At 63.7% G+C, this 23815-nt stretch carries 22 protein-coding genes and 2 tRNA genes; 12 read left to right on the forward strand and 12 right to left on the reverse strand.

Annotation, left to right across the window (positions count from 1 at the left end):
• Positions 1-132 precede the first annotated feature (132 nt).
• Positions 133-1053 (reverse strand): recombination-associated protein RdgC, encoded by a 921-nt coding sequence (gene rdgC / locus DXK50_RS14400; protein WP_013714480.1) that lies wholly within the window; start codon positions 1051-1053, stop codon positions 133-135.
• Positions 1054-1358: 305 nt separating this feature from the next.
• Here rdgC and DXK50_RS14405 point away from each other — a divergent pair.
• The 7 genes from DXK50_RS14405 (at position 1359) to DXK50_RS14435 (ending at position 4580) form a co-directional block, all read left to right on the forward strand.
• Positions 1359-1434: transfer RNA gene (locus tag DXK50_RS14405), tRNA-Val, on the forward strand.
• A gap of 15 nt (positions 1435-1449) precedes the next feature.
• A tRNA-Asp gene (locus DXK50_RS14410) sits at positions 1450-1526 on the forward strand.
• Between the two features lie 187 nt (positions 1527-1713).
• Complete coding sequence (locus DXK50_RS14415) at positions 1714-2430, forward strand: FKBP-type peptidyl-prolyl cis-trans isomerase (protein WP_013714481.1); 717 nt, start codon at positions 1714-1716, stop codon at positions 2428-2430.
• A 323-nt stretch (positions 2431-2753) separates the two neighbouring features.
• Complete coding sequence (locus DXK50_RS14420) at positions 2754-3197, forward strand: YkvA family protein (protein WP_161864504.1); 444 nt, start codon at positions 2754-2756, stop codon at positions 3195-3197.
• 219 nt (positions 3198-3416) lie between these two features.
• Complete coding sequence (locus DXK50_RS14425) at positions 3417-3740, forward strand: helix-turn-helix domain-containing protein (RefSeq protein WP_212630772.1); 324 nt, start codon at positions 3417-3419, stop codon at positions 3738-3740.
• Positions 3737-4102, forward strand: coding sequence for a hypothetical protein (locus DXK50_RS14430; protein WP_013714484.1), 366 nt, complete (start codon positions 3737-3739; stop codon positions 4100-4102). Before DXK50_RS14425 ends, DXK50_RS14430 begins: the two co-directional genes overlap by 4 nt.
• Positions 4095-4580: a sel1 repeat family protein gene (locus DXK50_RS14435; protein ID WP_212630773.1), complete on the forward strand. Its 486-nt coding sequence runs from the start codon at positions 4095-4097 to the stop codon at positions 4578-4580. The genes DXK50_RS14430 and DXK50_RS14435 overlap by 8 nt, the downstream gene beginning before the upstream one ends.
• Here DXK50_RS14435 and DXK50_RS14440 read toward each other — a convergent pair.
• Both DXK50_RS14440 and DXK50_RS14445 read right to left on the reverse strand, forming a co-directional pair.
• Positions 4569-6323, reverse strand: coding sequence for a bifunctional diguanylate cyclase/phosphodiesterase (locus DXK50_RS14440; RefSeq protein WP_212630774.1), 1755 nt, complete (start codon positions 6321-6323; stop codon positions 4569-4571). The genes DXK50_RS14435 and DXK50_RS14440 overlap by 12 nt on opposite strands.
• Positions 6324-6423: 100 nt before the next feature.
• Entirely contained in the window at positions 6424-8505 is a 2082-nt protein-coding gene (locus DXK50_RS14445; protein WP_212630775.1) for a carboxy terminal-processing peptidase, read from the reverse strand.
• Positions 8506-8633: 128 nt separating this feature from the next.
• Between DXK50_RS14445 and DXK50_RS14450 the strand changes: the two genes are divergently transcribed.
• From DXK50_RS14450 to ahpF, 3 genes are all read left to right on the forward strand, one after another.
• On the forward strand, positions 8634-9596 hold the full coding sequence (locus tag DXK50_RS14450) for a zinc-binding dehydrogenase (RefSeq protein ID WP_212630776.1): 963 nt from the start codon (positions 8634-8636) through the stop codon (positions 9594-9596).
• Positions 9597-9750: 154 nt separating this feature from the next.
• A complete protein-coding gene (ahpC, locus tag DXK50_RS14455) occupies positions 9751-10314 on the forward strand; it encodes an alkyl hydroperoxide reductase subunit C (RefSeq protein ID WP_013714489.1) in 564 nt (187 codons plus the stop codon).
• A gap of 151 nt (positions 10315-10465) precedes the next feature.
• Complete coding sequence (gene ahpF, locus DXK50_RS14460) at positions 10466-12022, forward strand: alkyl hydroperoxide reductase subunit F (protein WP_212630777.1); 1557 nt, start codon at positions 10466-10468, stop codon at positions 12020-12022.
• Between the two features lie 135 nt (positions 12023-12157).
• Here the strand turns inward: ahpF and DXK50_RS14465 are convergent, their stop codons facing one another.
• From DXK50_RS14465 to DXK50_RS14475, 3 genes are read right to left on the reverse strand one after another with little or no spacing between them, the layout of a single operon-like run.
• The gene (locus tag DXK50_RS14465; RefSeq protein ID WP_212630778.1) at positions 12158-13384 is read right to left on the reverse strand and encodes an MFS transporter; all 1227 of its coding nucleotides are present in this window, start codon (positions 13382-13384) and stop codon (positions 12158-12160) included.
• Positions 13381-14433 carry a methyltransferase gene (locus tag DXK50_RS14470; RefSeq protein WP_212630779.1) on the reverse strand — a complete coding sequence of 351 codons (1053 nt, stop codon included), beginning with the start codon at positions 14431-14433 and terminating at the stop codon, positions 13381-13383. Before DXK50_RS14470 ends, DXK50_RS14465 begins: the two co-directional genes overlap by 4 nt.
• On the reverse strand, positions 14430-16322 hold the full coding sequence (locus tag DXK50_RS14475) for a TonB-dependent receptor (protein ID WP_249186836.1): 1893 nt from the start codon (positions 16320-16322) through the stop codon (positions 14430-14432). The genes DXK50_RS14470 and DXK50_RS14475 overlap by 4 nt, the downstream gene beginning before the upstream one ends.
• A gap of 265 nt (positions 16323-16587) precedes the next feature.
• On the opposite strand from DXK50_RS14475, the gene DXK50_RS14480 reads away from it, so the two are divergent.
• Positions 16588-17583 (forward strand): helix-turn-helix transcriptional regulator, encoded by a 996-nt coding sequence (locus tag DXK50_RS14480; protein ID WP_212630781.1) that lies wholly within the window; start codon positions 16588-16590, stop codon positions 17581-17583.
• Between the two features lie 82 nt (positions 17584-17665).
• On the opposite strand, the gene DXK50_RS14485 is transcribed toward DXK50_RS14480, so the two are convergent.
• A complete protein-coding gene (locus DXK50_RS14485) occupies positions 17666-18508 on the reverse strand; it encodes a bifunctional allantoicase/(S)-ureidoglycine aminohydrolase (protein ID WP_212630782.1) in 843 nt (280 codons plus the stop codon).
• Between the two features lie 142 nt (positions 18509-18650).
• Between DXK50_RS14485 and DXK50_RS14490 the strand changes: the two genes are divergently transcribed.
• Positions 18651-19520 (forward strand): LysR substrate-binding domain-containing protein, encoded by an 870-nt coding sequence (locus DXK50_RS14490; protein ID WP_212630822.1) that lies wholly within the window; start codon positions 18651-18653, stop codon positions 19518-19520.
• Here the strand turns inward: DXK50_RS14490 and DXK50_RS14495 are convergent.
• The 5 genes from DXK50_RS14495 to DXK50_RS14515 are packed head-to-tail and all read right to left on the reverse strand — an operon-like array spanning position 19507 to position 23569.
• Positions 19507-20160, reverse strand: a complete 654-nt coding sequence (locus tag DXK50_RS14495) for an HAD family hydrolase (protein ID WP_161864491.1) — start codon at positions 20158-20160, stop codon at positions 19507-19509. The genes DXK50_RS14490 and DXK50_RS14495 overlap by 14 nt on opposite strands.
• A complete protein-coding gene (locus tag DXK50_RS14500; protein ID WP_212630783.1) occupies positions 20160-21146 on the reverse strand; it encodes an ABC transporter ATP-binding protein in 987 nt (328 codons plus the stop codon). The genes DXK50_RS14495 and DXK50_RS14500 overlap by 1 nt, the downstream gene beginning before the upstream one ends.
• Positions 21143-21937: an ABC transporter permease gene (locus tag DXK50_RS14505; RefSeq protein WP_161864489.1), complete on the reverse strand. Its 795-nt coding sequence runs from the start codon at positions 21935-21937 to the stop codon at positions 21143-21145. Before DXK50_RS14505 ends, DXK50_RS14500 begins: the two co-directional genes overlap by 4 nt.
• A complete protein-coding gene (locus DXK50_RS14510) occupies positions 21924-22766 on the reverse strand; it encodes an ABC transporter permease (RefSeq protein ID WP_212630784.1) in 843 nt (280 codons plus the stop codon). The genes DXK50_RS14505 and DXK50_RS14510 overlap by 14 nt, the downstream gene beginning before the upstream one ends.
• Positions 22763-23569, reverse strand: a complete 807-nt coding sequence (locus DXK50_RS14515) for an alkaline phosphatase family protein (protein ID WP_212630785.1) — start codon at positions 23567-23569, stop codon at positions 22763-22765. Before DXK50_RS14515 ends, DXK50_RS14510 begins: the two co-directional genes overlap by 4 nt.
• Positions 23570-23815 lie beyond the last annotated feature (246 nt).

Below are 23815 nucleotides of genomic sequence, written 5' to 3' on the forward strand. Positions count from 1 at the left end.
GGGCGCCGACGAGGCCCGCAAAGCCGCTCTTTGTAGAGCCCCGCCTCGGGGCGAAGCTTCATCTAAGCGTGTCCCGCCCTGATTCGCGACGGGGCGCCGCTCCTACTGAACTGCGTCCTGCTTTCGACCGTTTCAGATACCCTGCGGAATCTCTTCTCCGCCCAGTGCGGTGAACAGCTCCGGCAGGAACTCCACCAGGGTCATCATCATCAGGATGAAGCTGGCGTCCTGCTGAGCCAGGGCGTCATCGCCGCCGTCCTGTTCGGCCTGCTCCTGCAGCACGTCTTCGAAACGCAGGCGCTTGATGGTCAGCTTGTCGTCGAGCACGAAGGACAGCTTGTCCTGCCAGGCCAGCGACAGCTGGGTGACCTGCTTGCCGGTGGAAAGATGCAGCTGGATTTCCTCGCTGGTCAGGTCCTGTCGCTTGCAACGCACCACGCCGCCATCTTCATGGGTGTCACGCAGCTCGCACTCATCGAGTACGAAGAAACCTTCGGCGGCGCTCTGATTCTTCAGCCAGTCGGTCAGAGTCGCGGTCGGAGCGATCTTCACCGACAACGGGCGTACCGGCAGCGAGCCGATGGCCTCACGCAGGGTGGACAGCAGGTCTTCGGCCTTCTTGGCGCTGGCGCTGTCGACCAGGATCAGGCCCTGCTTCGGCGCGATGGCGGCGAAGGTGCCGGATTTGCGGATGAAGGCGCGCGGCAGGAAGGCCTGGACGATCTCATCCTTGATCTGGTCGCGCTCCTTCTTGTAGACCTTGCGCATCTGCGTGTTTTCAATCTCGTCGACCTTTTCCTTCAGTGCGTCGCGCACCACCGAGCCGGGCAGGATGCGTTCTTCCTTGCGTGCACCGATCAGCAGGAAGTCGCCGCTGACGTGCACCAGCGGCGCATCGGCGCCCTTGCCGAAGGGGGCGGTGAAACCGTAGGTGGTCAGTTCCTGGCTGGCGCAGGGGCGTGCCGGTTTGCTGGCCAGTGCGGTCTCCAGCGCTTCGGCGTCGAAAGGGATGTCCTGGGTGAGGCGGTAGACCAGCAGGTTACGAAACCACATGAGCGGGTGACTCTCCATTGATGAGGTAAGTCGCGGGGTGGCGCCATCGATGGGCTTCCACCTTGGGAAAGCCGGCGCGTAGCGACGGATGAAGGGGGCGGGCGAGCAACGGTGAGCTGATCGGTCCGCCGACACAGAGCGCGCATTATTCTCTGCTGACGAGCTCAGGCCAACCCTGACCACGGTGTGTCGCGAAAATTCGCAGGTATCACCTAAGTTCTTGCTGCTGCGGTATATTTTTTTGCAAAGGGGGCTTGCCAAGGTAAGGAACGCTCTCTAGAATGCGCCCCACTTCGAGAGCGAATGGGTGGTTAGCTCAGCCGGGAGAGCATCTGCCTTACAAGCAGAGGGTCGGCGGTTCGATCCCGTCACCACCCACCAATCTCGCAGTTACGCGCAGCGGTAGTTCAGTCGGTTAGAATACCGGCCTGTCACGCCGGGGGTCGCGGGTTCGAGTCCCGTCCGCTGCGCCATTCTTCTCCTCGCTTCATCCCCTCCTGTGACAACGCCTCGGCATTCGCCGAAATTTTCGAAAAAATCCTTTGCTCGCCTGAACTTATGCGCATTGCTCGGCTCCTATGCCGTAGCCAGTGATCGCGGCGTACTGCTAAGCTCGCGCTTTCACTCGACGGCCTTCGGGCGCATCTACAAGGAACAAGCATGAAACAGCATCGTTTGGCGGCGGCGGTTGCCTTGGTAGGCCTGGTGCTTGCCGGTTGCGATTCGCAAACCAGCGAAGTCGAACTCAAGAGCCCGGCGCAGAAAGCCTCCTACGGCATCGGCCTGAACATGGGTCGCAGCCTCTCCGAAGAGGGCATGGACGATCTGGATTCCAAGGCTGTCGCCCAGGGCATCGAGGACGCGCTGGCGAAGAAGGAGCCGCGCATCAAGGACGAAGACATGATCGAAGCCTTCTCCTTCCTGCAGAACCGTGCCGAAGAGCGCATGACTGCGCTGAACAAGGAAGCTGCCGAAGCCGGCAAGAAATTCCTCGAAGAGAACGGCAAGCGTGAAGGTGTGGTCACCACCGCTTCCGGTCTGCAATACGAAGTGATCAAGAAGACCGACGGCGCACAGCCCAAGGAAAGCGACGTGGTGACCGTTCACTACGAAGGCAAGCTGACCGATGGCAGCGTGTTCGACAGCTCCGTCGCACGCGGCAGCCCCATCGATCTGCCGGTTGGCGGCGTGATTCCGGGTTGGGTCGAGGGCCTGCAATTGATGCACGTGGGTGAGAAGTACAAGCTGTACATCCCCAGCGAGCTGGCTTACGGCGAGCAGAGCCCGTCTCCGGCCATTCCGGCCAACTCGGTGCTGGTGTTCGATCTGGAGCTGATCGGCATCAAGGATCAGGCTGCCGAGCCGACCGAAGAGTAACACCTGGTACTTGCGTACAACGCCCCGTCTTGACGGGGCGTTGTCGTTTCTGAGGACTGCCGGGGGTGGAGTGTTACGCTTATGCACATCCTGGGAAACATTCCTAACAACCCCTCGCTACAGCTGCGCTGCGTTTGTGTCAATCAGCAACTTGTTGATTTTCATGGATTTTATATGCTGTATAAAAAATATCCGATCTAAGCCGAGGCCCCATGGCACGGGGCTTTGATAAGCTTGTCGAAAGACTTTGCACAGATTTATCCACAGCTTCGGTGGATAAGCGAGACAAGCCCAGAAAGTACCTGGCTTGCCGAGGAGGCCGAATGAGAATTCCGTGGAGACTGACGCGTTACCTGCCGCTGGCTGCCCGCTTTCTCCGTGACGGCAGGTTGCCCGAGCTGATGCGAGCACTGCGCGACAAGCGTACGCCACAGGGGCAGCGCTTCGCTGCATTCAAGGAGGATGTGCAACTGCTACGCGCGCTCAGCCTGGCCTGGTTCAAGGGTGAGTACCGGCAGATCAGCAGCCAGGCCCTGCTGATGGTGGTGGCCGCGCTGCTGTACTTCATCGCACCGCTCGATGCCATTCCGGACTGGCTGGTAGGCGTTGGTTTCGTTGACGACCTGGCCGTGCTGGCCTGGGTCATGCGCACCTGGCATGGCGAACTGGAGGCCTTCAGGGCCTGGCGTGACCGGCAGAGCCCCGAGCGCATGGCGCTCATCGAACAGCTGCCGGCAGCGGAGCGGGTCGATCCGCTGCATTCCTGAAGCCTTCTTCTGTCATTACCAATCCCGTGCGCATCGGCCGGGCAGCCGGGGTTCCTGCGCTAGTCGCTGATAGGGTTGCCGATTCGCTCGGATGGACGAACCCCTCATCCTGCGACCTTGGCCGCATGGATCACGCCCCAGGCGGCACACGCCTGTTAAGATGGCCGTATGCAAGGAAGGGGTCGAGGCTATCGGCCCTGCTTTCCAACGGAGAGACTCATGAGTGTGCAAATCATTGCCCGTGACGGCGAACCGGAATACGCGGTGCTGCCCTGGGCCGATTATCAGGCCTTGTTGCTGGCCGCGGGGCGTCAGGAGGTTGCCACGACCGTTGCGCCCACACCGGCGCCTGAAGCCAATCGCGCGCCGCTTGCGCAGTTGCGAGCGCTGCGCGAAGCCAAGGGCCTGAGCCCGGAGGCGCTGGCTCGCAGCGTGGGCATCAGCCCCCATTATTTGGCCATGATCGAAACCGGTGAGCGTCAACCCGATGCGGCCATCCTGCGCTCGCTAGCCTGGGAGTTGGGGCTGGAGGGCTGGTCTTGAGCGTACGCATCAGTCGCCAACACTGGCAGGCGTTGCTAACCGAGCTGGACGACGCCCGCCGTCAGCGCCATCTGCTTACCTATCGTGCATTGATCGAGCGGCTCGATCTGCCAACACCGGCCATGCAAACCCTGACTGCCGCGTTGGAGCACCTCGCTGCGCTGGATGCACGTGCCGAGCGACCGCTGCGCAGCGCACTGGTCATCAGTCAGGGCGCCAGTCGCCTGCCGCGCACCGGGTTCTTCGACTGCGTGACGCGTCTGGGGCGGTTCAGCGGCGCTTCCGACGGCGTGGCGGCAGCATCCTGGCATGCGGCAGAGGTGGTGCGGGTGTTCGAATTCGAGTATCCCGCCGATGTCTAGATGGCTCTGGCAGGCCCGAGCGCAGCTGGGGTACTGGCTGGCACGGCGCCTGTTTCACTGGCCAGCGGCATTGCGTCAGCCGCGTCTGTGGCAGTGGATGCAGGGGCAGTACGGGCGTATGGCCAACCTGGGTGACACTTCGGCACAGAGTTTCTATGGCCATATCCTGCTGTTTCGCGGTCATGGCCTTGGCGCGCGCGAGGAAGGGCTGAGGCTGTTGCGTCTGGCCGCCAATGGCGGTGATGGCAAGGCTGCCTACCAGTTGGGTGTGCAGGCGCTGAAGGGCGATACCCGGCTAGCGCCGGATGCCGTGCAGGCCGTGCGCTGGTGGGAAATGGCCGTGGCTGCCGGCCACCCGCTGGCAGCTGGCCGTCTGAGCCAGCTCTATCGTGAGGGCGCTCCGGGTTTGCAAGCTGACCCTCAGGCTGCCGAGCGCTACGCCGCCATGGCGGACGGGGCAGGCCGCTCAGGCCGCTGAGCCCTCCAGAATATGCAGGCTGTAGCCAGGCACTGCCTTTGCGTGGCGCTTGGCCTCGGAAGCCAGTTCTGCCAGGCGTGATGCATCGAGCTGCGCGCAGTCTGCCGTTCTCACGTGTACGACGCCGATCGAAAGTGACAGCAGCGCATATTCCTGGCGCTGGCCATGGCGGTTGTGGGCGATGAAACAGCCAGCCTGAAGGTGTTCCTCGCGGTAGAAGCGCCGGCACTGATTCTGGAAATCCTCGATCAGCTTGCCGAGCTTGTCGCGCCAGTCTGGCGAACCAAGCACCAGCATGAAATCGTCCCCGCCGATATGCCCCACGAAGTCACGCGCCGGATCGACCCGTTCGTTCAGGCACTGCGCCAGACACAACAGCACCTCGTCGCCCTTGGCATAGCCGTAGAGATCGTTGAAGGGCTTGAAACTGTCGATATCGACATAGCACACCGCCGCTTCGCGCTGCTGCTGCAACAAGCGGCTCAGGCACTGCTGGATCGGCACGTTGCCTGGCAGCAGGGTGAGCGGGTTGGCGTGACGCGCCTGCTGCAGCTTCTGCTCGGTGATCAGCTTGAGCACGTCGATCACCCGTCCCAGGCCAAGATAGCGGCCGTTCTGGATGATGATGAAGTCTTCCTCGATACGCTGGCGTGCGCGGCTGGTGAGCAGGCGGCTGACCTTTTGCAGCGATTGCGTCAGCTCCACGGCGAGAAAGTCCTGGCTCATCAGGCGGCTTATGGGTTTACGTGCGAACAGATCGGTGGCGAAGGGCTTGAGCAGCGCTTCGGACAGCGAGTGACGGTGGACGATGCCGACCGGTTGTCGCTGGGCGTCCAGTACCGCCAGGGAGTTGAGGTTGGCCTGGGCGCGAAATACGTCCAGTACCTCGGCGATGGGCGTGTGCTGGTCGACTGCAAGCTGGTCGTTGAGCAGGGCGCTGAGGTCATGGCTGTCTTCGCTGAGGCTGGCCTGGTTGCTCTGTACTTGGGGGAGCAACTGACGCGCCTCGCGCGGGGGCTTTTCCTGCGGTCTGCTGAGCAAGTAGCCCTGTACCAGGTCGACGCCCATTTCCGTCAGTACGGCCAGTTCTTCGGGCAGCTCGATGCCCTCGGCGATCACTTGTGCACGTGAGGCTTCGGCCATTTTCAGGATGGAGCCGACGAACTCGCGTTTGACCGCGTCCAGGTGGATGCCATCAATGAAGTGGCGGTCGATCTTCACGTAGTCCGGGCGCAGCTCCGACCACAGGCGCAGGCTGGAATAGCCGGCGCCCAGATCATCCAGGGCGATGGAAAAACCCATGGCGCGGTAATGGTGCAGCGCGTTGTCGAGGAGGGTGAAGTCTTCGGTGGGCGACTGCTCGGTGAGTTCGATTACCACCTGGCTGGGTGGGATGCCGAATGCCTGCAGCAGTTTCAGGGTGCGCCCGGGCTGGTGACTGGGGTCGAGCAGCGATTCCGGTGAAACGTTGAGAAACAGCTTGCCTTCCAGGCCCAGGGCGCTGAAGCCTTTGCAGGCGCTTTTGCGGCAGGCCATTTCCAGCTCGCTCAGGCGGCCGGCATGGCGGGCCACGGCGAACAGGGTCAATGGCGAATGCAAGGGACTGTTGGATGGGCCGCGAGTCAGTGCCTCGTAGCCGAGGATACGCTGTTCGGACAGCGAGACGATGGGTTGGAACAGGCTGCTGAGGTCGCCGTGAGCGAGGATTTTGCCCAGTGCGCTCAACTGCTCGGTGACGGTCATGGTGTTCTCGATCTGCCGGAAAACGAAGGGGCCGGTTCTTAACCGGCCCCTGCATTTCACGACAGTTCGATGACGATTTGATGACGATCCTTGAATCGCCTCAATGCAGCGCGAGCGACGGGTTCAGCCCCAGGTAGTCGAGCAGGATGCGTCCGCTTTCTGCGAGGTAGGCGTCATCTTCCGGTGTGCTTTTGTCGTCGGCCAGTGGCAGCGCGTCTTCGTCTTCCTTGGCCAGCTCCTTGAGCGGCTCTTCGCCCTTGGCCTGACGACGGTTGTTTTCCAGAGCCAGCTGCTTGGCTTCGACTTCGGCCTGGCGCGCACGACGGGTCTGCTCGTTGAGGCTGACGGTTTTTTCCTCCATCAGCTTCTTCGCCAGGGTCAGACGGTCGCGGGTGAAGACGAAGTCAGGGTCCTTGGCCGTGCGCTTGTCATGGCGAGCCTTGAGCTCGGTCAGGAACGGCTTGATCGGATCCAGCTCGGGCTTGATCGCCGGACGGATGCTGTCCCAGGGGAGGGCGGCGGGCAGAGCGCTCTCGCCGATGTCCTTGGTGTCCATGACGTCCGGATAGGTGATGTCGGGAATCACGCCCTGATGCTGGGTGCTCTGGCCGGAAACGCGATAGAACTTGGCCAGGGTCAGTTTCAGTTCGCCATGGTTGAGCGGCTGAATGGTCTGCACCGTGCCCTTGCCGAAGGTCTGGCCGCCGAGAATCAGCGCGCGGTGATAATCCTGCATGGCGCCGGCGAAGATTTCCGAGGCAGAGGCGGACAGGCGGTTGACCAGCACGGCCAGCGGGCCGCTGTAGTAGACGCCCTTGTTCTCGTCGGCAAGCACGTCAACGCGGCCGTCGGCGTTGCGTACCAATACGGTGGGGCCCTGTTCGATGAACAGACTGGTCAGCTCGGTGGCTTCCTGCAGCGAACCACCGCCGTTGTTGCGCAGGTCGATCACCACGCCGTCGACCTTCTCTGCCTGCAGCTCATCGAGCAGGCGTTTGACGTCACGGGTGGTGCTCTTGTAGTTCGGATCGCCGGCGCGGAAGGCCTTGAAGTCGAGATAGAAGGCCGGCAGCTCGATGACGCCGAGTTTGTAGTCACGGCCGTCGTGCTTGAGTTCCAGAACCTTTTTCTTGGCGGCCTGTTCTTCCAGCTTGACCGCTTCGCGGGTGATGGTGACCACCTTGCTGCTTTGGTCGCTGGGCGGATTGCTGGCCGGAATCACTTCCAGGCGCACGGTGGAGCCTTTCGGGCCACGAATCAGCTTGACCACTTCGTCCAGGCGCCAGCCGATCACATCGACCATTTCATCGTTGCCCTGGGCGACGCCGACGATCTTGTCGGCCGGCGCGATCTGCTTGCTTTTCTCGGCCGGACCGGCAGGCACCAGACGTACGACCTTGACGTGCTCGTTGTCGCTCTGCAGGACGGCACCGATGCCTTCGAGCGAGAGACTCATGTTGATGTCGAAGTTTTCCGCGTTATCCGGCGACAGATAGGTGGTGTGCGGATCGTAGGTGGTGGCGAAGGCATTGATGTAGGCCTGGAACACGTCCTCGCCACGAGTCTGCTTGAGACGCGCCAGCTGGTTCTTGTAGCGCTTGGTCAGCAGCTCCTGAATGTCCTTGGTTTCCTTGCCGGCGATTTTCAGGCGCAGCACTTCGTCCTTGACGCGTTTGCGCCACAGCTCGTCGAGCTCGGCACGATTCTTGGCCCAGGGGGCTTTCTCGCGGTCAACCTGCAACTCTTCATCGACGGTGAAGTCAATCTTGTCGACGCCCTTGCCCAGCTCGGCCAGGGCGAAGTTCAGGCGCTCCTCCAGGCGGGTCAGGTGGCGGCGATAGATGGTGAAGCCCGGCTCGAGGTCGCCGCTCTTGAGCAGATCATCGAACTTGGTGCGCCACTGGTTGAATTCGGCAATGTCGGCCGCAGTGAAATAGCTGCGGGACGGATCGAGCAACTTCAGGTAGTTGTCATAGATCTGAACCGAACGCTCATCGTTGAGTGGCGGCTTGTTGTAGTGGTGGCGGCGCAGCAGCTCCACTACGTTGAGACTGGCGATCACCTGGTCGCGATCCGGCTGCAGGTAGTCCCAACTGGTCGCTGTGGTGGTCTTGGCCGCCAGCGGCAGGGCACTGAGGCCGAGAACGAGGGCGAGGGCGGTGCTTGCAAGGGAGCGCTTCATGCTGATTCGACGTAGTGGCAGGTGATAACGCATATTAGGCCGTATTTGAGGGCGCCAGGTTCCGTTGGCGCTAGGCGAAAGCCCGGCGGTCAGCGCTGGGCTCGGTTCACTTGCACTATGGAGGCAGCATGAAGGCATTGCAAGGCGTCGAAGGGCGTGCAGAGTGGCTGGAGCAACCGGCGCAGAGCTGTGATGCAGGGCAGATTCGCGTGAAGGTGGCGGCCGCTGGGCTTAACCGGGCCGATCTGTTGCAGCGTGCCGGGCTCTATCCGCCGCCGCCAGGTGCCAGCCAGGCGCTGGGCCTGGAGTGTTCCGGGGTGATTGTCGAAGTCGGTGCTGGCAGCGCCTGGCAGGTGGACGATCGCGTCTGTTGTTTGCTCGCTGGCGGCGGCATGGCCGAGGAGGTGGTGCTCGACGCCCGCCACGCGATGCCGGTGCCCGAGGGCCTGAGTCTGGTCGAGGCAGCGGTGGTGCCGGAGGTGTACGCCACGGCCTGGCTCAATCTGTTTCAGCTCGGCGCTTTGCGCCCCGGCGAGAAAGTCCTGCTGCATGCCGGCGCCAGCGGCGTCGGTTCGGCTGCCATCCAGCTGTGCAAGGCATTTGGCAGTCCGTGCTGGGTCAGCGTCGGCTCTGCCGAGCGCCTGGCATACTGCGAAGCGCTCGGTGCGCAGGGTGGTGCCTTGCGTGGCGAAGATCTGCAGGCCTTGCATGATTTCGGGCCGTTCGATGTGATTCTCGATCCGGTCGGCGGGAGCTACGCAGCGCTGAATCTGGAGCTGCTGGCGCGTGACGGACGCTGGATCAATATCGGCCTGATGGGCGGGCGCGAAGCTACTCTGGACCTGGCTCAGGTACTGGGCAAGCGCATCCAGCTGACCGGCTCGACCCTGCGCAACCGCGATGATCAGTTCAAAGCCGATCTTCTGCGTGATCTGCAGCAACAGGTATGGCCGCTGTTCGGCGAGGGACGATTAAAGCCGCAACTGGAGGGCAGTTTTGCGATCCAAGATAATGAGGCGGCGTTCGAGACACTCGCCGGTAACCAAGTCGCCGGTAAACTTGCGCTGCTGATAGATTCCAGCCTGGTCTGAAGCAGGGCTACTGATAGCCTGTGGCGCGGGCTGCGTCATCGATTGGTGCACTCAATCGATATCATGGTCGTAATCAATAAGCTTTTTTCCGTTAGGTGGCTAATATAGCGACCGTAGATTTCAACCCTCACAGAAACCTCAGAAGGAGTCAGAGATGTCCCTCATCAATACTCAAGTTCAGCCGTTCAAGGTCAACGCTTTTCACAACGGTGAGTTCATCGAAGTCACCGAGCAGAGCCTGCAGGGCAAGTGGTCCGTGCTGATCTTCATGCCGGCTGCCTTCACCTTCAACTGCCCGACCGAAATCGAAGACGCTGCCAACAACTACGCCGAGTTCCAGAAGGCCGGTGCCGAGGTCTACATCGTGACCACCGACACCCACTTCTCGCACAAGGTATGGCACGAAACTTCGCCGGCCGTTGGCAAGGCTCAGTTCCCGCTGATCGGTGACCCGACTCACCAGCTGACCAACGCTTTCGGCGTACACATTCCGGAAGAAGGCCTGGCCCTGCGCGGTACCTTCATCATCAACCCGGAAGGTCAGATCAAGACTCTGGAAATCCACTCCAACGAGATCGCTCGTGACGTTTCCGAAACTCTGCGCAAGCTGAAGGCTGCTCAGTACACCGCCGCCAACCCGGGTCAGGTTTGCCCGGCCAAGTGGAAGGAAGGCGAGAAGACTCTGGCTCCTTCGCTGGACCTGGTTGGCAAGATCTAAATTGCCGACTTCCTTTCCGGCCGGCCTCGGGCGGAAAGGACCAACTCTGCGCTGTTTGGGCCATTAACCGGCCCTTGTGGTGCCCGATGCCCGGGCGCGATCCGTCCGGGCATTTTATTGCCCGAATTTTCGTATTTGAGGAATTTCCGCCATGTTGGACGCCAATCTTAAAGCCCAGTTGAAGGCCTACCTGGAAAAGGTCACCCAGCCGTTCGAGATCGTCGCGTCCCTCGATGACGGCGAAAAATCCCAGGAATTGCTCGGGCTCCTGCAAGACATCGTCAGCCTGACTGACAAGATCACCCTGAAAACCGATGGCGGTGATGCCCGTCGTCCGTCTTTCTCGCTGGTGCGCCCCGGTGCGGATATCGGCCTGACCTTCGCCGGTATCCCCATGGGTCACGAGTTCACCTCGCTGGTGCTGGCACTGCTGCAGGTGGGCGGCCATCCGTCCAAGCTGGACGCCGACACCATTGCGCAGATCAAGAGCATCGAAGGCAGGTTCGAGTTCGAGACCTACTTCTCGCTCTCCTGCCAGAACTGCCCGGACGTGGTTCAGGCGCTGAACCTGATGGCCGTGCTCAACCCCAACATCCGCAACGTCTCCATCGACGGTGCGCTGTTCCAGGAAGAGGTCGAGCGTCGCCAGATCATGGCCGTGCCGAGCATCTACCTGAACGGTGAGGTCTTCGCTTCCGGCCGCATGGACGTGAAGGAAATCCTTGCCAAGATCGATACCGGTGCCGCCAACCGCGATGCCGAGAAGATGAGTGCCAAGGAAGCCTTTGACGTGCTGGTGGTTGGCGGTGGCCCGGCCGGCGCCGCAGCCGCCATTTACGCTGCGCGCAAGGGCATCCGCACCGCGATTGCCGCCGAGCGTTTCGGTGGCCAGGTGCTGGACACCATGGCCATCGAGAACTTCATCTCGGTCAAGGAGACCGAAGGCCCGAAGCTGGTGCGTGCGCTTGAAGAACACGTCAAGGAATACGAAGTCGACGTGATGAACCTGCAGCGTGCCTCGGCCCTGGTGCCGGCCAGCAGCGAAGGCGGCCTGCACGAAGTCAAGTTCGAGAACGGCGCCTCGCTCAAGGCCAAGACCGTGATCCTCTCCACCGGCGCGCGCTGGCGTGAAATGGGCGTGCCCGGTGAGCAGGAATACAAGGCCAAGGGCGTGTGCTTCTGCCCGCACTGCGACGGCCCGCTGTTCAAGGGCAAGCGCGTGGCGGTGATCGGCGGCGGTAACTCCGGCGTCGAGGCGGCCATCGACCTGGCCGGCCTGGTCGCCCGCGTCACCCTGCTGGAGTTCGCCGACACCCTGCGTGCCGACGCCGTGCTGCAGAAGAAGCTCTACAGCCTGCCCAACGTCACCGTGATCAAGAGCGCACAGACCACCGAGGTCACCGGCGACGGACAGAAGGTCACCGGCCTGGTGTACAAAGATCGCACCACCGAGGAGCTGCACAACGTCGAGCTGGAGGGCATCTTCGTGCAGATCGGCCTGTTGCCCAACAGCGACTGGCTCAAGGGCACCGTGGAGCTCAGCCGCTTCGGCGAGATCGTCGTCGATGCCAAGGGCGCGACCAACATCCCCGGCGTGTTCGCTGCCGGCGACGTGACCACCGTGCCGTACAAGCAGATCGTCATCGCCATGGGTGAGGGTTCGAAGGCTTCGCTGTCCGCCTTCGACCACCTGATCCGCCATAGCTGATCGGTTGTTGCGGAAACGAAAAGGCCGCCCCTAGGGGCGGCCTTTTTCCGTTTGGCGGACCTGCGAGCTCTGCAAAGAAAATTGCCTGTTTATCTGGCGCAACAGCCGCTGGTGACCTCCTCTCGAATGTACAGGCTAGGTCGTTTCTGATTCGCCTTTGGTTATGCGTGCCAACGGTTGGCCGGCGAGCATAGCTAGGACATGGACGCCGAGCATCGCCGAGGTCAGGCCGAGCAGCATGCCGGTGTAGCCCAGGCGATCCAGGAGCACGCCGGCGGCCACCGGCACCGCCAGGCGCGAGACGACGAACAGGCTGGCCTGCAGGCCGTAATCGACGGCTTGGCGCTGGTGGCGGGTGAAATACATCATCAGGCCGAAGACCATGGCGGAGATCGCGCCCATGGCCGCGGCCACCAGCGTTGCGCCGATGATCAGCCCGAGCGTGCCGGCCTGGCTCCAGAGCACGGCGGTCAGGCCGGCCAGGGCGAAGAGGGCGAAACCGGTGAACAGCGGCATGGCCCGGGCCACCCCGAGCCGGCGCAACAGGCGCCCGCCCAGCACGCTGGCCAGGGCACCGACCACGCCGCCGCCGACCCCGGCCACCCAGGCCACCTGGGTGGCCGGCATACCCTGATCGAGCAGCAGGGGCTTGAGGTACAGCCAACTGGCGCCAATGAAGGGAAAGCAGGACAGCAGCAGGCAGGTCCACAGTGCTGCCCCGGGTTGCTCGAAGTAGCCGCGCCAGTTCGGCTCGTGCCTGCTCTGCGCAGCGTCTGCCTGGCCTTGCGGCGCACCTTCGCCCAGCAACGGCAGCAACAGCGCGCCCAGCAGCAGGGCGCCGGCCATCAGCACGAAGGGCGCCTGCCAGCCCCAGTGCGCGTGCACCAGCAGCATCAGGCCGCCACCGACGATGGCGGCCAGAAACAGCGCCGCCGAGCGGATCGCCCCGGCGCGCACGCGTTGGCTTTCCGGCAGAAGCTTGATCGCCAGGGCGTTGACCGGAATGTCAGCCCAGGTCGCCAGCACCCCGGCCAGCAGTGTCAGGGCGAAGAACAGGCCATGCCTGTCGAGCAGTGCCTCGCGGCCTGCCAGCAGCAGAACCGCCGCCAGCCCCAGGCTCAGCAGCAGTGCCCAGCTTCTGTAATGCGCGCCGGCGAAGCGCCAGCGCTCCACCGGCAGCGCCAGCAGGAACTTGAACACCGCCGGCAGCCCGGCCAGCTGGAACAGGCCGATCTCGGTGCCCGACCAACCGTGCTGGCGCATCACCAGCGGCATGCCGAGCAACAGGTAGATGCTCGGCACCGCCAGGACGAAGTTGAGCCAGCCGAACAGCGCCTGGCGCCCGAGCAGGTGCATGTTCATTGCAGGCTCCTGCGGCCGATCACGGCGGTGACCGGGGTTACCGGGAAGGGCACCTCGCGCTGCGTCTGCAAGGCGCTGAAACCGGCCCGCTGCATGGCCTGGCGCAGGCCTCCGGTGTGGGTCAACTGGCGCCCGAGCATGCGCATGGACAGGTAGTAGGAGAGCATCTGCCGCGCCGCGTCCTGGCTGTCGGGAATTTCCGCCTGGGCGCAGACCAGCACGCCGCCTGGGCGCAACGCGGCGTGGATCTTGCCCAGGGCCTGGTCGATATCGGGCACGAAATGCAGCACGGAGGAGCACCAGATCAGGTCATAGCCCTCGCCGATCGGGTCGCGGATCAGGTCGCCGCTGCGGCCCCGCAGACGCCCGCCGAGGCCGGCCGCGTGGATGTTCTCTTCGGCCACGCTGATGGTCTCTGGCAGGTCGAACACCTCGCCGCGCAAGTTCGGGTTGGCCTTGGCCAGGGCGATGGCCACCAGCCCGGGGCCGCCGCCCAGGTCGAGCAGGCGTTGGGCGCGGTGGAATTCGGGCAGTTGCGAGAACACCGCCAGCGCCGCCTCGGCCGTTGCCGCCCGTTGCTCCTGGGCGATCTGCAGGCGCGCTGCCGCCTGCCAGTTGGCCGCGGTGCCGGCGAGTCGGGGGGCGGTGCTCGCTTCGCCGGTGCGTAGCTGTTCGTCCAGATTCTTGCCGAAGTGGCGCAGCGCCTGCAGGCGCAGGCTCCAGGCGTCGCCGCAATGCTGCTTCGACTCGTGATCCAGGTAGCGGCTCGCCAGCCAGGAGGCCTGGTAGCGCCAGCATTGCGCAGGCGTTGCGGCTTCCTGACGATCCAGCAGGCGCATGCTCCAGAGTATTTCCAGCAGATGCTCGGTGTTGCTCGGGTGCAGGCGCAGGCGCTCGGCCACGATGCCGGCCGGCATGGGTTCGGCGAGCAGGCGGAACAGCTTCAGTTCCAGAGCCACGCGCATGGCGTCGGCCTGGACCGAGGCCAGGGCCAGGTCCCAGTAGGGTTGCAGCGGGTGGCCACCGGTGGCGTTGGTGTGTGGGGTCATAGTCGATAGCTCAGGCGTAGGCCGATCTCGCGTGGCTCGCTGTACACGCGTGCCATGCCGTTGAGGTAACCGACCGCGTCGTAGCGCTTGTCGGTGGCGTTTTCTACGTAGGCGCTCAGGCCCAGGTGCTCGAACTCATAGCCGGCGCTCAGGTCGAGCAGGGCGTAGCCGGCGCGGCCGTAACGGTTGGCCGAATCGAGATAGGTGCGACCCACGCCGCTTATCCCGGCCTGGGCGAACCAGCCGGCGTCGGCGTCGTAGCGCAGGCCCAGGTAGCTGGTCAGGTCGGGCGCGAAGGGGGCGTGGTTGCCTTGGTAGTCGGCGCTGCCGTCCTGAAAGCGCTCGAAGCGCGTGCGGTTGATGCCAAGCGAGGCCTGGAGCTGCCAGTGCTCGCCGAGCAGGTAGTCGGCCTCTAGTTCCAGGCCGCTGCTGCGAGCCTCGGCGGCATTGGTGATGTAGACCATGCCGGGCTGCACGATCTGCTGCACCTGCATGTCGCTGATCTGCATCCAGTAGAGGGCGGCCGAATAGCGCAGGCGACGTTCCGCGGCCCAGCCCTTGATGCCGAGTTCATAGGCGTCGACCTGCTCCGGGTCGTACGCCGGGTAGCCGGCCGAGGCGGAGAAGGCATTGAAGCCGCCAGCACGGAAGCCTTGCGAATAGCTGGCATAGGCCTGGGTGTCATCGCTCCAAGCGTATTGCAGGGCCAGCTTGGGGGTGAAGCGCTGCCACTGGTCGCTGCGGTTGCCGCTGTCACGGGGCGACAGGCTGACCTCGTTGCGCTCCAGCCGCGCGCCCAGGGTCAGGGACCAGTGCGAGGTCAGCGCCTGCGTCCACTGGCCGAACAGGGCGGCGGTGTTGCCGCCCAGATCCACCTGGGTGCGGGTCATGGCCATGGGCAGCTTCTGGCGATAATCCAGCGAGTGGTCGTCGCGATCGGCATAGAGGCCGACGAGCCACTGACTCTCGGCCCCTTCGCCTTCCAGGCGCAGTTCCTGGGACAGGGTACTCAGGTGGTAGTCGCGTTCGAGGTGCAGGGTGTCGATCGGCAGGAAGTCGGTGTCCTGGCGCACGCGATCATAGAAGTCGTTGCGTGCCGTGATCGAGCGCAGGCGCAGGCCGGAATCCAGCTCATGCTCGATATCCAGCGACAGGCTACGGCCGCTGGAATGGTTCCAGCTGCGGGTGCCGGAGCGCACCTCGCGGTGCGACGAGCCGGCCGCGCCCCACTGCGAGCCGCCATCGCGGTAGTCCTGGCGGCTGTAGCGCAAGGTGGCGCTGGTCGCTGATGCGGGTGTCCAGCGCAGCACGGCGCGGCCGTTGTGGCGCTCGCGATCATCCTCGTCGCGGCCACGGTAGGCGTTGTCGATGAAGCCGTCCTGTTCGAGCCATTCGCCGGCGATGCCGCCGTACAGCGTATCGGCCACCAGCGCCTGGCTCAGGTCGAAGCGCAGCACGCGCTTGTCGCGGTTGCCCAGGGTGGCATCGACCCGCGCGTAGGGCGCGTCGTCGATGGGGCGGGTGTGCAGGTGCATCACGCCGGCCTCTGCGTTGCGCCCGTACAGGGTCGATTGCGGGCCACGGAGGATTTCCACTCGCTCCAGCGCCAGCAGGTTGTGGTCGAAGCCCTGGCCCATCAGGGAGGGTACGCCATCGACCAGCATCAGCACGGAGGAGGAGAACGCTGTGGCACTGGAGCTGATGCCGCGCATCACCGGTACGTTGGTACCGGACTGGCCGAATGGCTGGAAGACGAAGTTCGGCGTGCGCCGGGCCAGCGCCTGCAGGTCGTCGGCCCCGGCGTCGCGCAAGGCTTCGCCCTGCACCACCGACACGCTGGCCGGTACGTCCTGCAGATCCTGTTCGATCTTGTTGGCGGTAACGGTCATATCTGGCAGTCGTTGTTGTTCTGTAGCCAGCGCCAGCGTTGGCATCAGTAAGCCCCCCAGTATGACGCCCCCCCAGCGGATACTCATTTCCCGCATTTCTCCCTCTCGAACGAAAAGATGGCAAGCGCGCCTGCGGGCAGGGCGGATACCTGCCGCAAAGGCGTGCTTTTGATGTAATACGAATGCTACAGATAGATAGGAATGCGTATCATCTAGATTGATATGATTTCAGAATTTTCCCGTATGCGAACCGGAGGAAGGACCCATGACTGCTGTTCAACGGATATCCCAGCCGCATCGATTAGCGATGAGTCAGGCACGGCTTGTGCGCCGGGAAACCTCCGGCTGGGAGCGTCAGCAACTGCCGGAGGAGTTGGGCGACTGCTACTCGGAGCGTTTCGTGCTGGATCACGACTTGTTGGTGGTTCGCTCGCGCTACCATCCGACCCGCGACCTGATCGAGGAAACGGTCGACCCTCATGACCGCCACATGCTGGTGATCACCCTGGGCTTGCAGGGGCAGTCCGGCTACAAGGCACGCAATGGCGATACGCTGTGTTTCCGTGCCGGCTTCACCACCGTCACCGCTTTCCATGGCAGCCAGGGGGAACGCTGCTACGAAGCCGGCACGACGGTTTCCCAACTACGGCTGCTGGTGGGCGAGAACACCCTGATCAGGTATCTGGGCGCGGAGCGTGCCGGGACGTTGCTGGGCTCGGGGCATATCCGCCAGCTGGCCTTTCGCAAGACCAGCGGGGCCAGCAGCGCCCATGCCGGAGCCCTGCAGCGGTATCTCAACGACCCTCAGCGCATCGCAGCGCTGGACATGCATATCCACACGCTCAGCCTGCTTTCCGAGCAGCTCAATCTGCTCTGTCCGGCAACGCCTAAGGCGCTGCAATTCAGTACCCAGGACATCGAGAAGCTGGAGCGCGCCCGCGATCTGATGATCGAGCAGATCGACCAGCCACTGACCATCGCCTACCTGTGCGCGGCGGTGGGGCTGAACGAATTCAAGCTCAAGGAAGGTTTCCACTACCGCTTCAACACCACGCCCCACCGCATGCTCCACGAAATGCGCATGCGCAAGGCCCATGTCCTGCTGGAGAGCGGACACCAGGTGGCGCAGGTGGCATACCGCGTTGGCTATCGCTACCCGAACAACTTCAGTGCGGCATTTTCCGCATTCTTCGGCCAGGCGCCGAAGTCGGTGTTCGGTGCGCATCGGCGCCATAGCAAGGATCTGGCATCGGGCGAGTAACCTTGGTGCGAGGTTCGCCGCGTTGAAACGAAAAACGCCGCGCTCTGCGAAGAGCACGGCGTTAGAGTTTTGGCGGGCTACCTCAGCGCTTCAGACCTCCCAGGGTCAGCGGCATCTGGCGGTTCACATCCTTGTACAGCAGGTAGCGGAAGCGGCCCGGGCCGCCGGCGTAGCAGGCCTGCGGGCAGAAGGCGCGCAGCCACATAAAGTCGCCGGCTTCGACTTCGACCCAGTCCTGATTCAGGCGATACACCGCCTTGCCTTCGAGCACGTACAGGCCGTGTTCCATGACATGGGTTTCGGCGAAGGGGATCACGCCGCCCGGCTCGAAGTTGACGATGTTGACGTGCATGTCATGGCGCATGTCGCTGATCTCGACGAAGCGCGTGGTGCTCCAGCGGCCTTCGGTGCCGGGCATGACGATCGGCTCGATGTCCTGCTCGTGGGTGACGAAGGCTTCCGGATAGGGCACACCCTCAACCGGTTGATAGGCCTTGCGCAGCCAGTGGAAGCGCACGGCATCGCTGCTGTTGTTGCGCAGCGACCAGTCGCTTTCTGGCGGGATGAAGGCGTAGCTGCCCGGACGCAGGGCGTGCTGTGTGCCGTTCAGGGTCAGGTCGCAGGTGCCTTCGACGACGAAGATCACGCCTTCGGCGCTCGGGTCCAGTTCGGGCTTGTCGCTGCCACCGTTCGGGCCGACTTCGACGATGTATTGCGAGAAGGTTTCGGCGAAGCCGGTCAGCGGGCGGGCGATGACCCACATGCGCATGTTGTCCCAGAACGGCAGGTGGCTGGTGACGATGTCACGCATCACGCCTTTGGGGATCACGGCATAGGCTTCGGTGAACATGGCGCGATCGGTCAGCAGTTGCTCCTGACCGGGATGGCCGCCATGCGGGGCGTAGTAGTAGGGCGATTTGCTCATCGAGAGATTGCCTCGGCGGGTGAAAGGCACCGGGATCGACCCGGCGCGGAAAACTGTCTCCCATGAACTATAGGAATTTGCGGCTTGATTCGGAAATTAAATAGTAGAATCCCTGCCAGTGGATTTCATGATGGGTGCCGGTATGCTCGATCCCGTGCTGTTACGCAGTTTTCTCGCCGTGGTGCAGACCGGCGGCTTCACCCGCGCTGCGGCCAGCCTGCACCTGACCCAGTCCACCGTCAGCCAGCAGGTGCGGCGTCTGGAGGAGCAGCTTGGCGCCGAGCTGCTCGACCGCAGCGGCCGCTACGTGGTGACCACCACCGAGGGCGAGCGCCTGCTGGGTTACGCCAATCGCATCGTCGCGCTGATGGACGAAGCCATGCTGGCACTGGGGCAAAGTGCGGTGGAGGGCGAGGTGCGCCTGGGCGTGCCGGACGATTTCGCCGCCAACAGCCTGACTCCCTATCTGGCCGATTTCGCCGATGCCCATCCGGGTATCCGCCTGGAGATCACCAGTGGCCTCAGTCACGACGTGTGGCGTGCGTTCAACGCCGGCGAGCTGGATCTGGCGCTGATCAAGCAGCGCGCCGGCAGTGCCAAGGGCCTGGCCAGCTGGGCCGAGCCGCTGGCCTGGCTCGACAGTCGTGCGCGACCGGTGCTGGCGCGCAATCCGGTGCCGCTGGCGGTGTTTCCGCCCAACGGCCTGTATCGCCTGGAGATGACCCATGCGCTGGATGCCATGGGCAAACCCTGGCGCATCGCCTATGTCAGCAGCAGTCTGCCCGGGGTCAGCGCCGCGGCCGAGGGTGGCCTGGGTCTGACCCTGCTGCCGCGTCGATTGATCACCTCCGCGCACCGCGAACTGGGCGAGGCCGAGGGCTTCGCCCCGGTGACACCGGTGGAGGTGGCGCTGCATGCGCGCAACCAGTTGCCCGGTTACGCGCGCGAATTGGCGGCAGCGCTGATCGAGGCTTGCGAAGGCATCATGAGCCCTACGCTTAGCTCCAGCTGAGGATCGGCCAGCCGGCTTGTTCGGCGTGGGCGCGCAGGGTCGGGTCGGGATTGACGGTGAACGGCTTGTCCACCAGTTGCAGCAGCGGCAGATCGTTGCGCGAGTCGGAATAGAAGCTGGCGCCGGCCAGGCTTTCGTCCTGTTCGATCAACCAGCTTTCCAGGCGAATCACTTTGCCCTCGCGGTAGGTCAGCACGCCCTGGGTGCGCCCGCTGTAGAAGCCGTGCTGCAGCTCCAGGTCGATGGCCAAGACCTCGTCGATACCGAAGCGCTCGGCGATGGCGCTGACCAGGAAATGCGCCGAGGCGGAGATCACCAGCAGGCGGTCGCCAGCGGCGCGGTGCGCGGCCAGGGTGCGGCTGGCGTCGCTGTAGAAGATCGGCTCGATCACGTCCTCGACGAAGGGCTCGACCACATGGGCGACCTCTTCGGGCGTGCGGCCGACCAGCGGCGACAGGGTGAAGGTCATGTAGTCCTCCATGGCCAGGATGCCGGCGGCGTATCGGCGCATCAGCTCCTGCTCGTGGGCGATGAAGGATTCGCCATCGGCCCAGCCGAGCTTGACCATTTCCTGGGTCCAGAGGCTGGCGCAATCGCCGTTGATCAGGGTTTCGTCGAGATCGAAGATCGCCAGAGCCATCACGCCACCTCCCGGATCGCGTCGGCGCCGATGGCCAGGCTGACGCTCTGGCCATCCCGATGCAGGTCGGCGGCAGAGCGATTGAGCACGTCCACCAGCAGCTCCACACCGCGGGCCTCGACCCGGTAGCGCACCACGTTGCCGAGCAGGCTGTGGCTGAGGATGGTGGCGTCGATACCCGGGCCACCGATCTGGATCGCTTCCGGGCGAATCGCCACGCGGCTGCCGATCGGCTGACCGAGCAGGCGGCTGGCGGCATCGGCATCGAGCAGGTTGTAGTTGCCGATAAAACCGGCAGCGAAGGCATCGGCCGGGGCGGTGTAGAGGGTTTCGGCATCGCCACTCTGGACGATCTGCCCGCCGTTCATCAGCACGATGCGGTCGGACAAGACCAGCGCCTCTTCCTGATCATGGGTGACGAAGATGGTGGTCAGGCCCAGCTCGCGCTGGATGGCGCGGATCTGTTCGCGCAGGTGTTTGCGGATGCGTGCATCCAGAGCCGACAGCGGTTCGTCGAGCAGCAGCAGGCGCGGGCGGGTGACCAGCGAGCGGGCCAGTGCCACGCGCTGGCACTGGCCGCCGGAGAGCTGCTGCGGATAGCGCCCGGCGTAATCGCTGAGCTCCACCAGTTCCAGCACTTCGGCGACGCGCTTGCTGGCCTCGGCAGCAGGGACCTTCTGCATGCGCAGGCCGAAGGCGACGTTCTGCGCCACGGTCATATTGGGGAACAGCGCATAGCTCTGGAACACCATGCCGATACCGCGTTTCTGTGGCGGCATCGGCACCAGGTCCTGGCCGTCCAGCAGGATCTGCCCGCCATCGACTGCGGTCAGGCCGGCGATGCAGCGCAGCAGGGTGGACTTGCCGCAGCCGGAGGGGCCGAGCAGGGTGATGAACTGGCCCTGGCCGATCTCGATATTGATGTCGGTGAAGATGGGCGTTGCGCCGTAGCTTTTATGCAGGCCGCGGATATTCAGGTAACTCATGACTTGTCCTTGTTCAGACGGTTGGCCGCCCAGGTCATCAGCAGCACGAACATGAAATAGGAAATCACCAGAGCGCTGGTGAAATGGCCGCTGTCGTTGCGCATGTTGTACAGGTACACCTGCAGCGTTTCGTAGCGGCTGCCCACCAGCAGGTTGGCGAAGACGAACTCGCCGAACAGGAAGCTGAAGGACAGGAAGACCGAGACCATCAGGCCCTTGCGCAGATTCGGCAGCACCACCAGGAAGGCCGCGCGCCAGGTGCTGGCGCCGAGCAGGTGGGCGGCGTCCATCAGGTCGCGCAGGTTGATCGCCTGCAGGTTGTTGGTGATGGCGCGGTACATGAAGGGCAGGGCGATGGTGAAGTAGCAGCCGATCAGGATCCACGGCGTACCGAGGATCGGCAGCGGACCTGCCGCGAACAGCTGCATCAGGCCCACCGAGGACACCACCGGCGGAATGGCGAACGGCAGCAGGATCAGCACGTTCATCAGCGCGTCGAGCTTGGGGAAGTGGTAGTTGACCACGAACAGCAGCGGCAGGATCAGCAGCAGCGACAACGCCAGGGCGCCGAAGCACACCAGCAGCGAGCGGCCGAAGGCAGCGAGAAAGCGCGCATCGCTCCACAGCGCCACGTACCACTTGAAGGTGAAGCCGTTGGGCAGGATGGTCGCCGACCAGCTGGTGGACAGCGAGTAGACCAGCGTGCCGAGCAACGGCAACAGCAGGATCAGAAACAGCAGGTAGACCACCAGTTGGTGGAACAGCGGCGAGCGTTTTTCAGCGGGCGACATGGTAGCTCCGGCGCAGCAGCCATTGGTGGACGATGGTGATCAGGGTCATCATGCCGACCAGCACCATCGCCAGCGCGCTGGCCATGTTCGGGTCAAGGAAGATGTCGCCGGAAACCATCGACGCGATACGGATCGGCAGGATGTTGAAGTTGCCGGTGGTCAGCGCGTACACCGTGGCGTAGGCGCCCAGGGCATTGGCCAGGAGGATGACGAAGGTGCCGAGCAGCGCCGGGGTCAGCACCGGCAGGCCGATATGCCGCCAGAACTGCCAGGTATTGGCGCCAAGCAGTTCGGCCGACTCGCGCCAGTCCTCACGCAGGGCGTCGAAGGCCGGGTACAGCAGCAGCACGCCGAGGGGAATCTGGAAGTAGGTGTAGAGCACGATCAGGCCGGTCTTGGAGTAGAGGTTGAAGTCCTCGATCACCCCCATCTGCTTGAGCAGGATGGTCAGCGCGCCGTTGAAGCCGAGCAGGATGATGAAGGCGAAGGCCAGCGGCACCCCGGAGAAGTTGCTGGTCATGTTGGAAAACGCCATGACGAAATCGCGCAGGCGGCTGCTGACCTGGCGCAGCGAATAACTGCCGATGATGGCGACGACGATGCCGAACAGGCTCGACCAGAAGGCGACCTCCAGACTGTGGCGCATGGCCTGGCGGTAGAACGCCGAGGAAAACGCCTGCTGGAAATTGCCCAGACCCCAGCCTTCGGCGGTGTTCAGGCTGTTGCTCGCCACCCAGGCCAGTGGCGCGATCTGGAAGGCGAAGAAGAACAGGGCGAAGGGTACCAGGCACAGCAGTGCCCAACCCTTGCTGGAGATGGTGGACTTCATGCGAGCAGCTCCCTGCACCAGGGTTTGTCGTGGGCCGCGCCGAGCAGCTGGCAGAGGGTGCCGCACAGCTCGGTCTGCTGCGGGCGGGCCGCCGGGTCGAGGCTGAAGGCGCTGCCGAGGACGATCAGCGGTACCTCGCGTTCTTCCGGCAGCAGGCCGTTGTGGCTGCGGTCGGTGTTCATACCGTGATCGGCGGTCACCAGGATCTGGTAACCGGCGTCGAGCCAGGTCTGGATGTACTCGGCCAGCAGCACGTCGGCCATGCGCGCAGCGTTGCGGTATTGCGGGCTGTCGAGGCCGTGCTTGTGGCCGGCATCGTCGATGTTCATCGGGTGCACCAGCAGCAGGTTCGGCGCGTGAAGCCGGCGCAGGCTTTCGGCATCGGCGAACAGGTGCGAGTCCGGGTAATGGTCGGCGTAATAGAAGTGGCCGTGCTGGATCGGCAGCGACGGTTCAAAGGTATGGCGGTCGCGGGCGGCGACGAAGGGCGCGCGGTTGTACAGCTCGCTGACCCAATGATAGGCCGCGGCGGCGGTCGTCAGGCCGGCGTCACGGGCGTAGTGGAAGACGCTGCGCTGATTCGACAGGCGTACCACATCGTTGTGCACGATGCCGCTGTCGATGGGCGCCACGCCGGTGAGGATGCATTCGTAGAGCGGGCGGGACAGTGCCGGCAGTGCGCAGTCGAGCTTGTACAGCGCGGCGCGCCCGGCCTGGCAGTAAGCCAACAGGTGGCCCAGCGCATGCTGGGCCACCTGATAGCTCAGGCCATCCAGTACCACCAGGATGACGTTGTGTTTCATGGGTTTCTCTCGTTCGGTCGTAGCCCGGATGCAATCCGGGGCATTTTCTGCAATTGCCCCTGACGCTACTCACTTAACCTGTGCGCGATCAGCTCCCCTCTCCCATTTATTGGGGGCACGCCTAGTGGAGAGGGCCTGGGGAGAGGGCAGAACATAGCGAGGTCGCCCGTTTTCCCCTCTCCGAACGCGGCCCGCCCTAACCCTCTCCCCTGAGGGGCGAGGGGACTGATCGTGGTCAGTCACTCT

Origin of the sequence: Pseudomonas sp. KB-10 (assembly GCF_018221585.1) — a bacterium.
GTDB classification, from domain to species: Bacteria; Pseudomonadota; Gammaproteobacteria; order Pseudomonadales; family Pseudomonadaceae; genus Aquipseudomonas; species Aquipseudomonas yangonensis.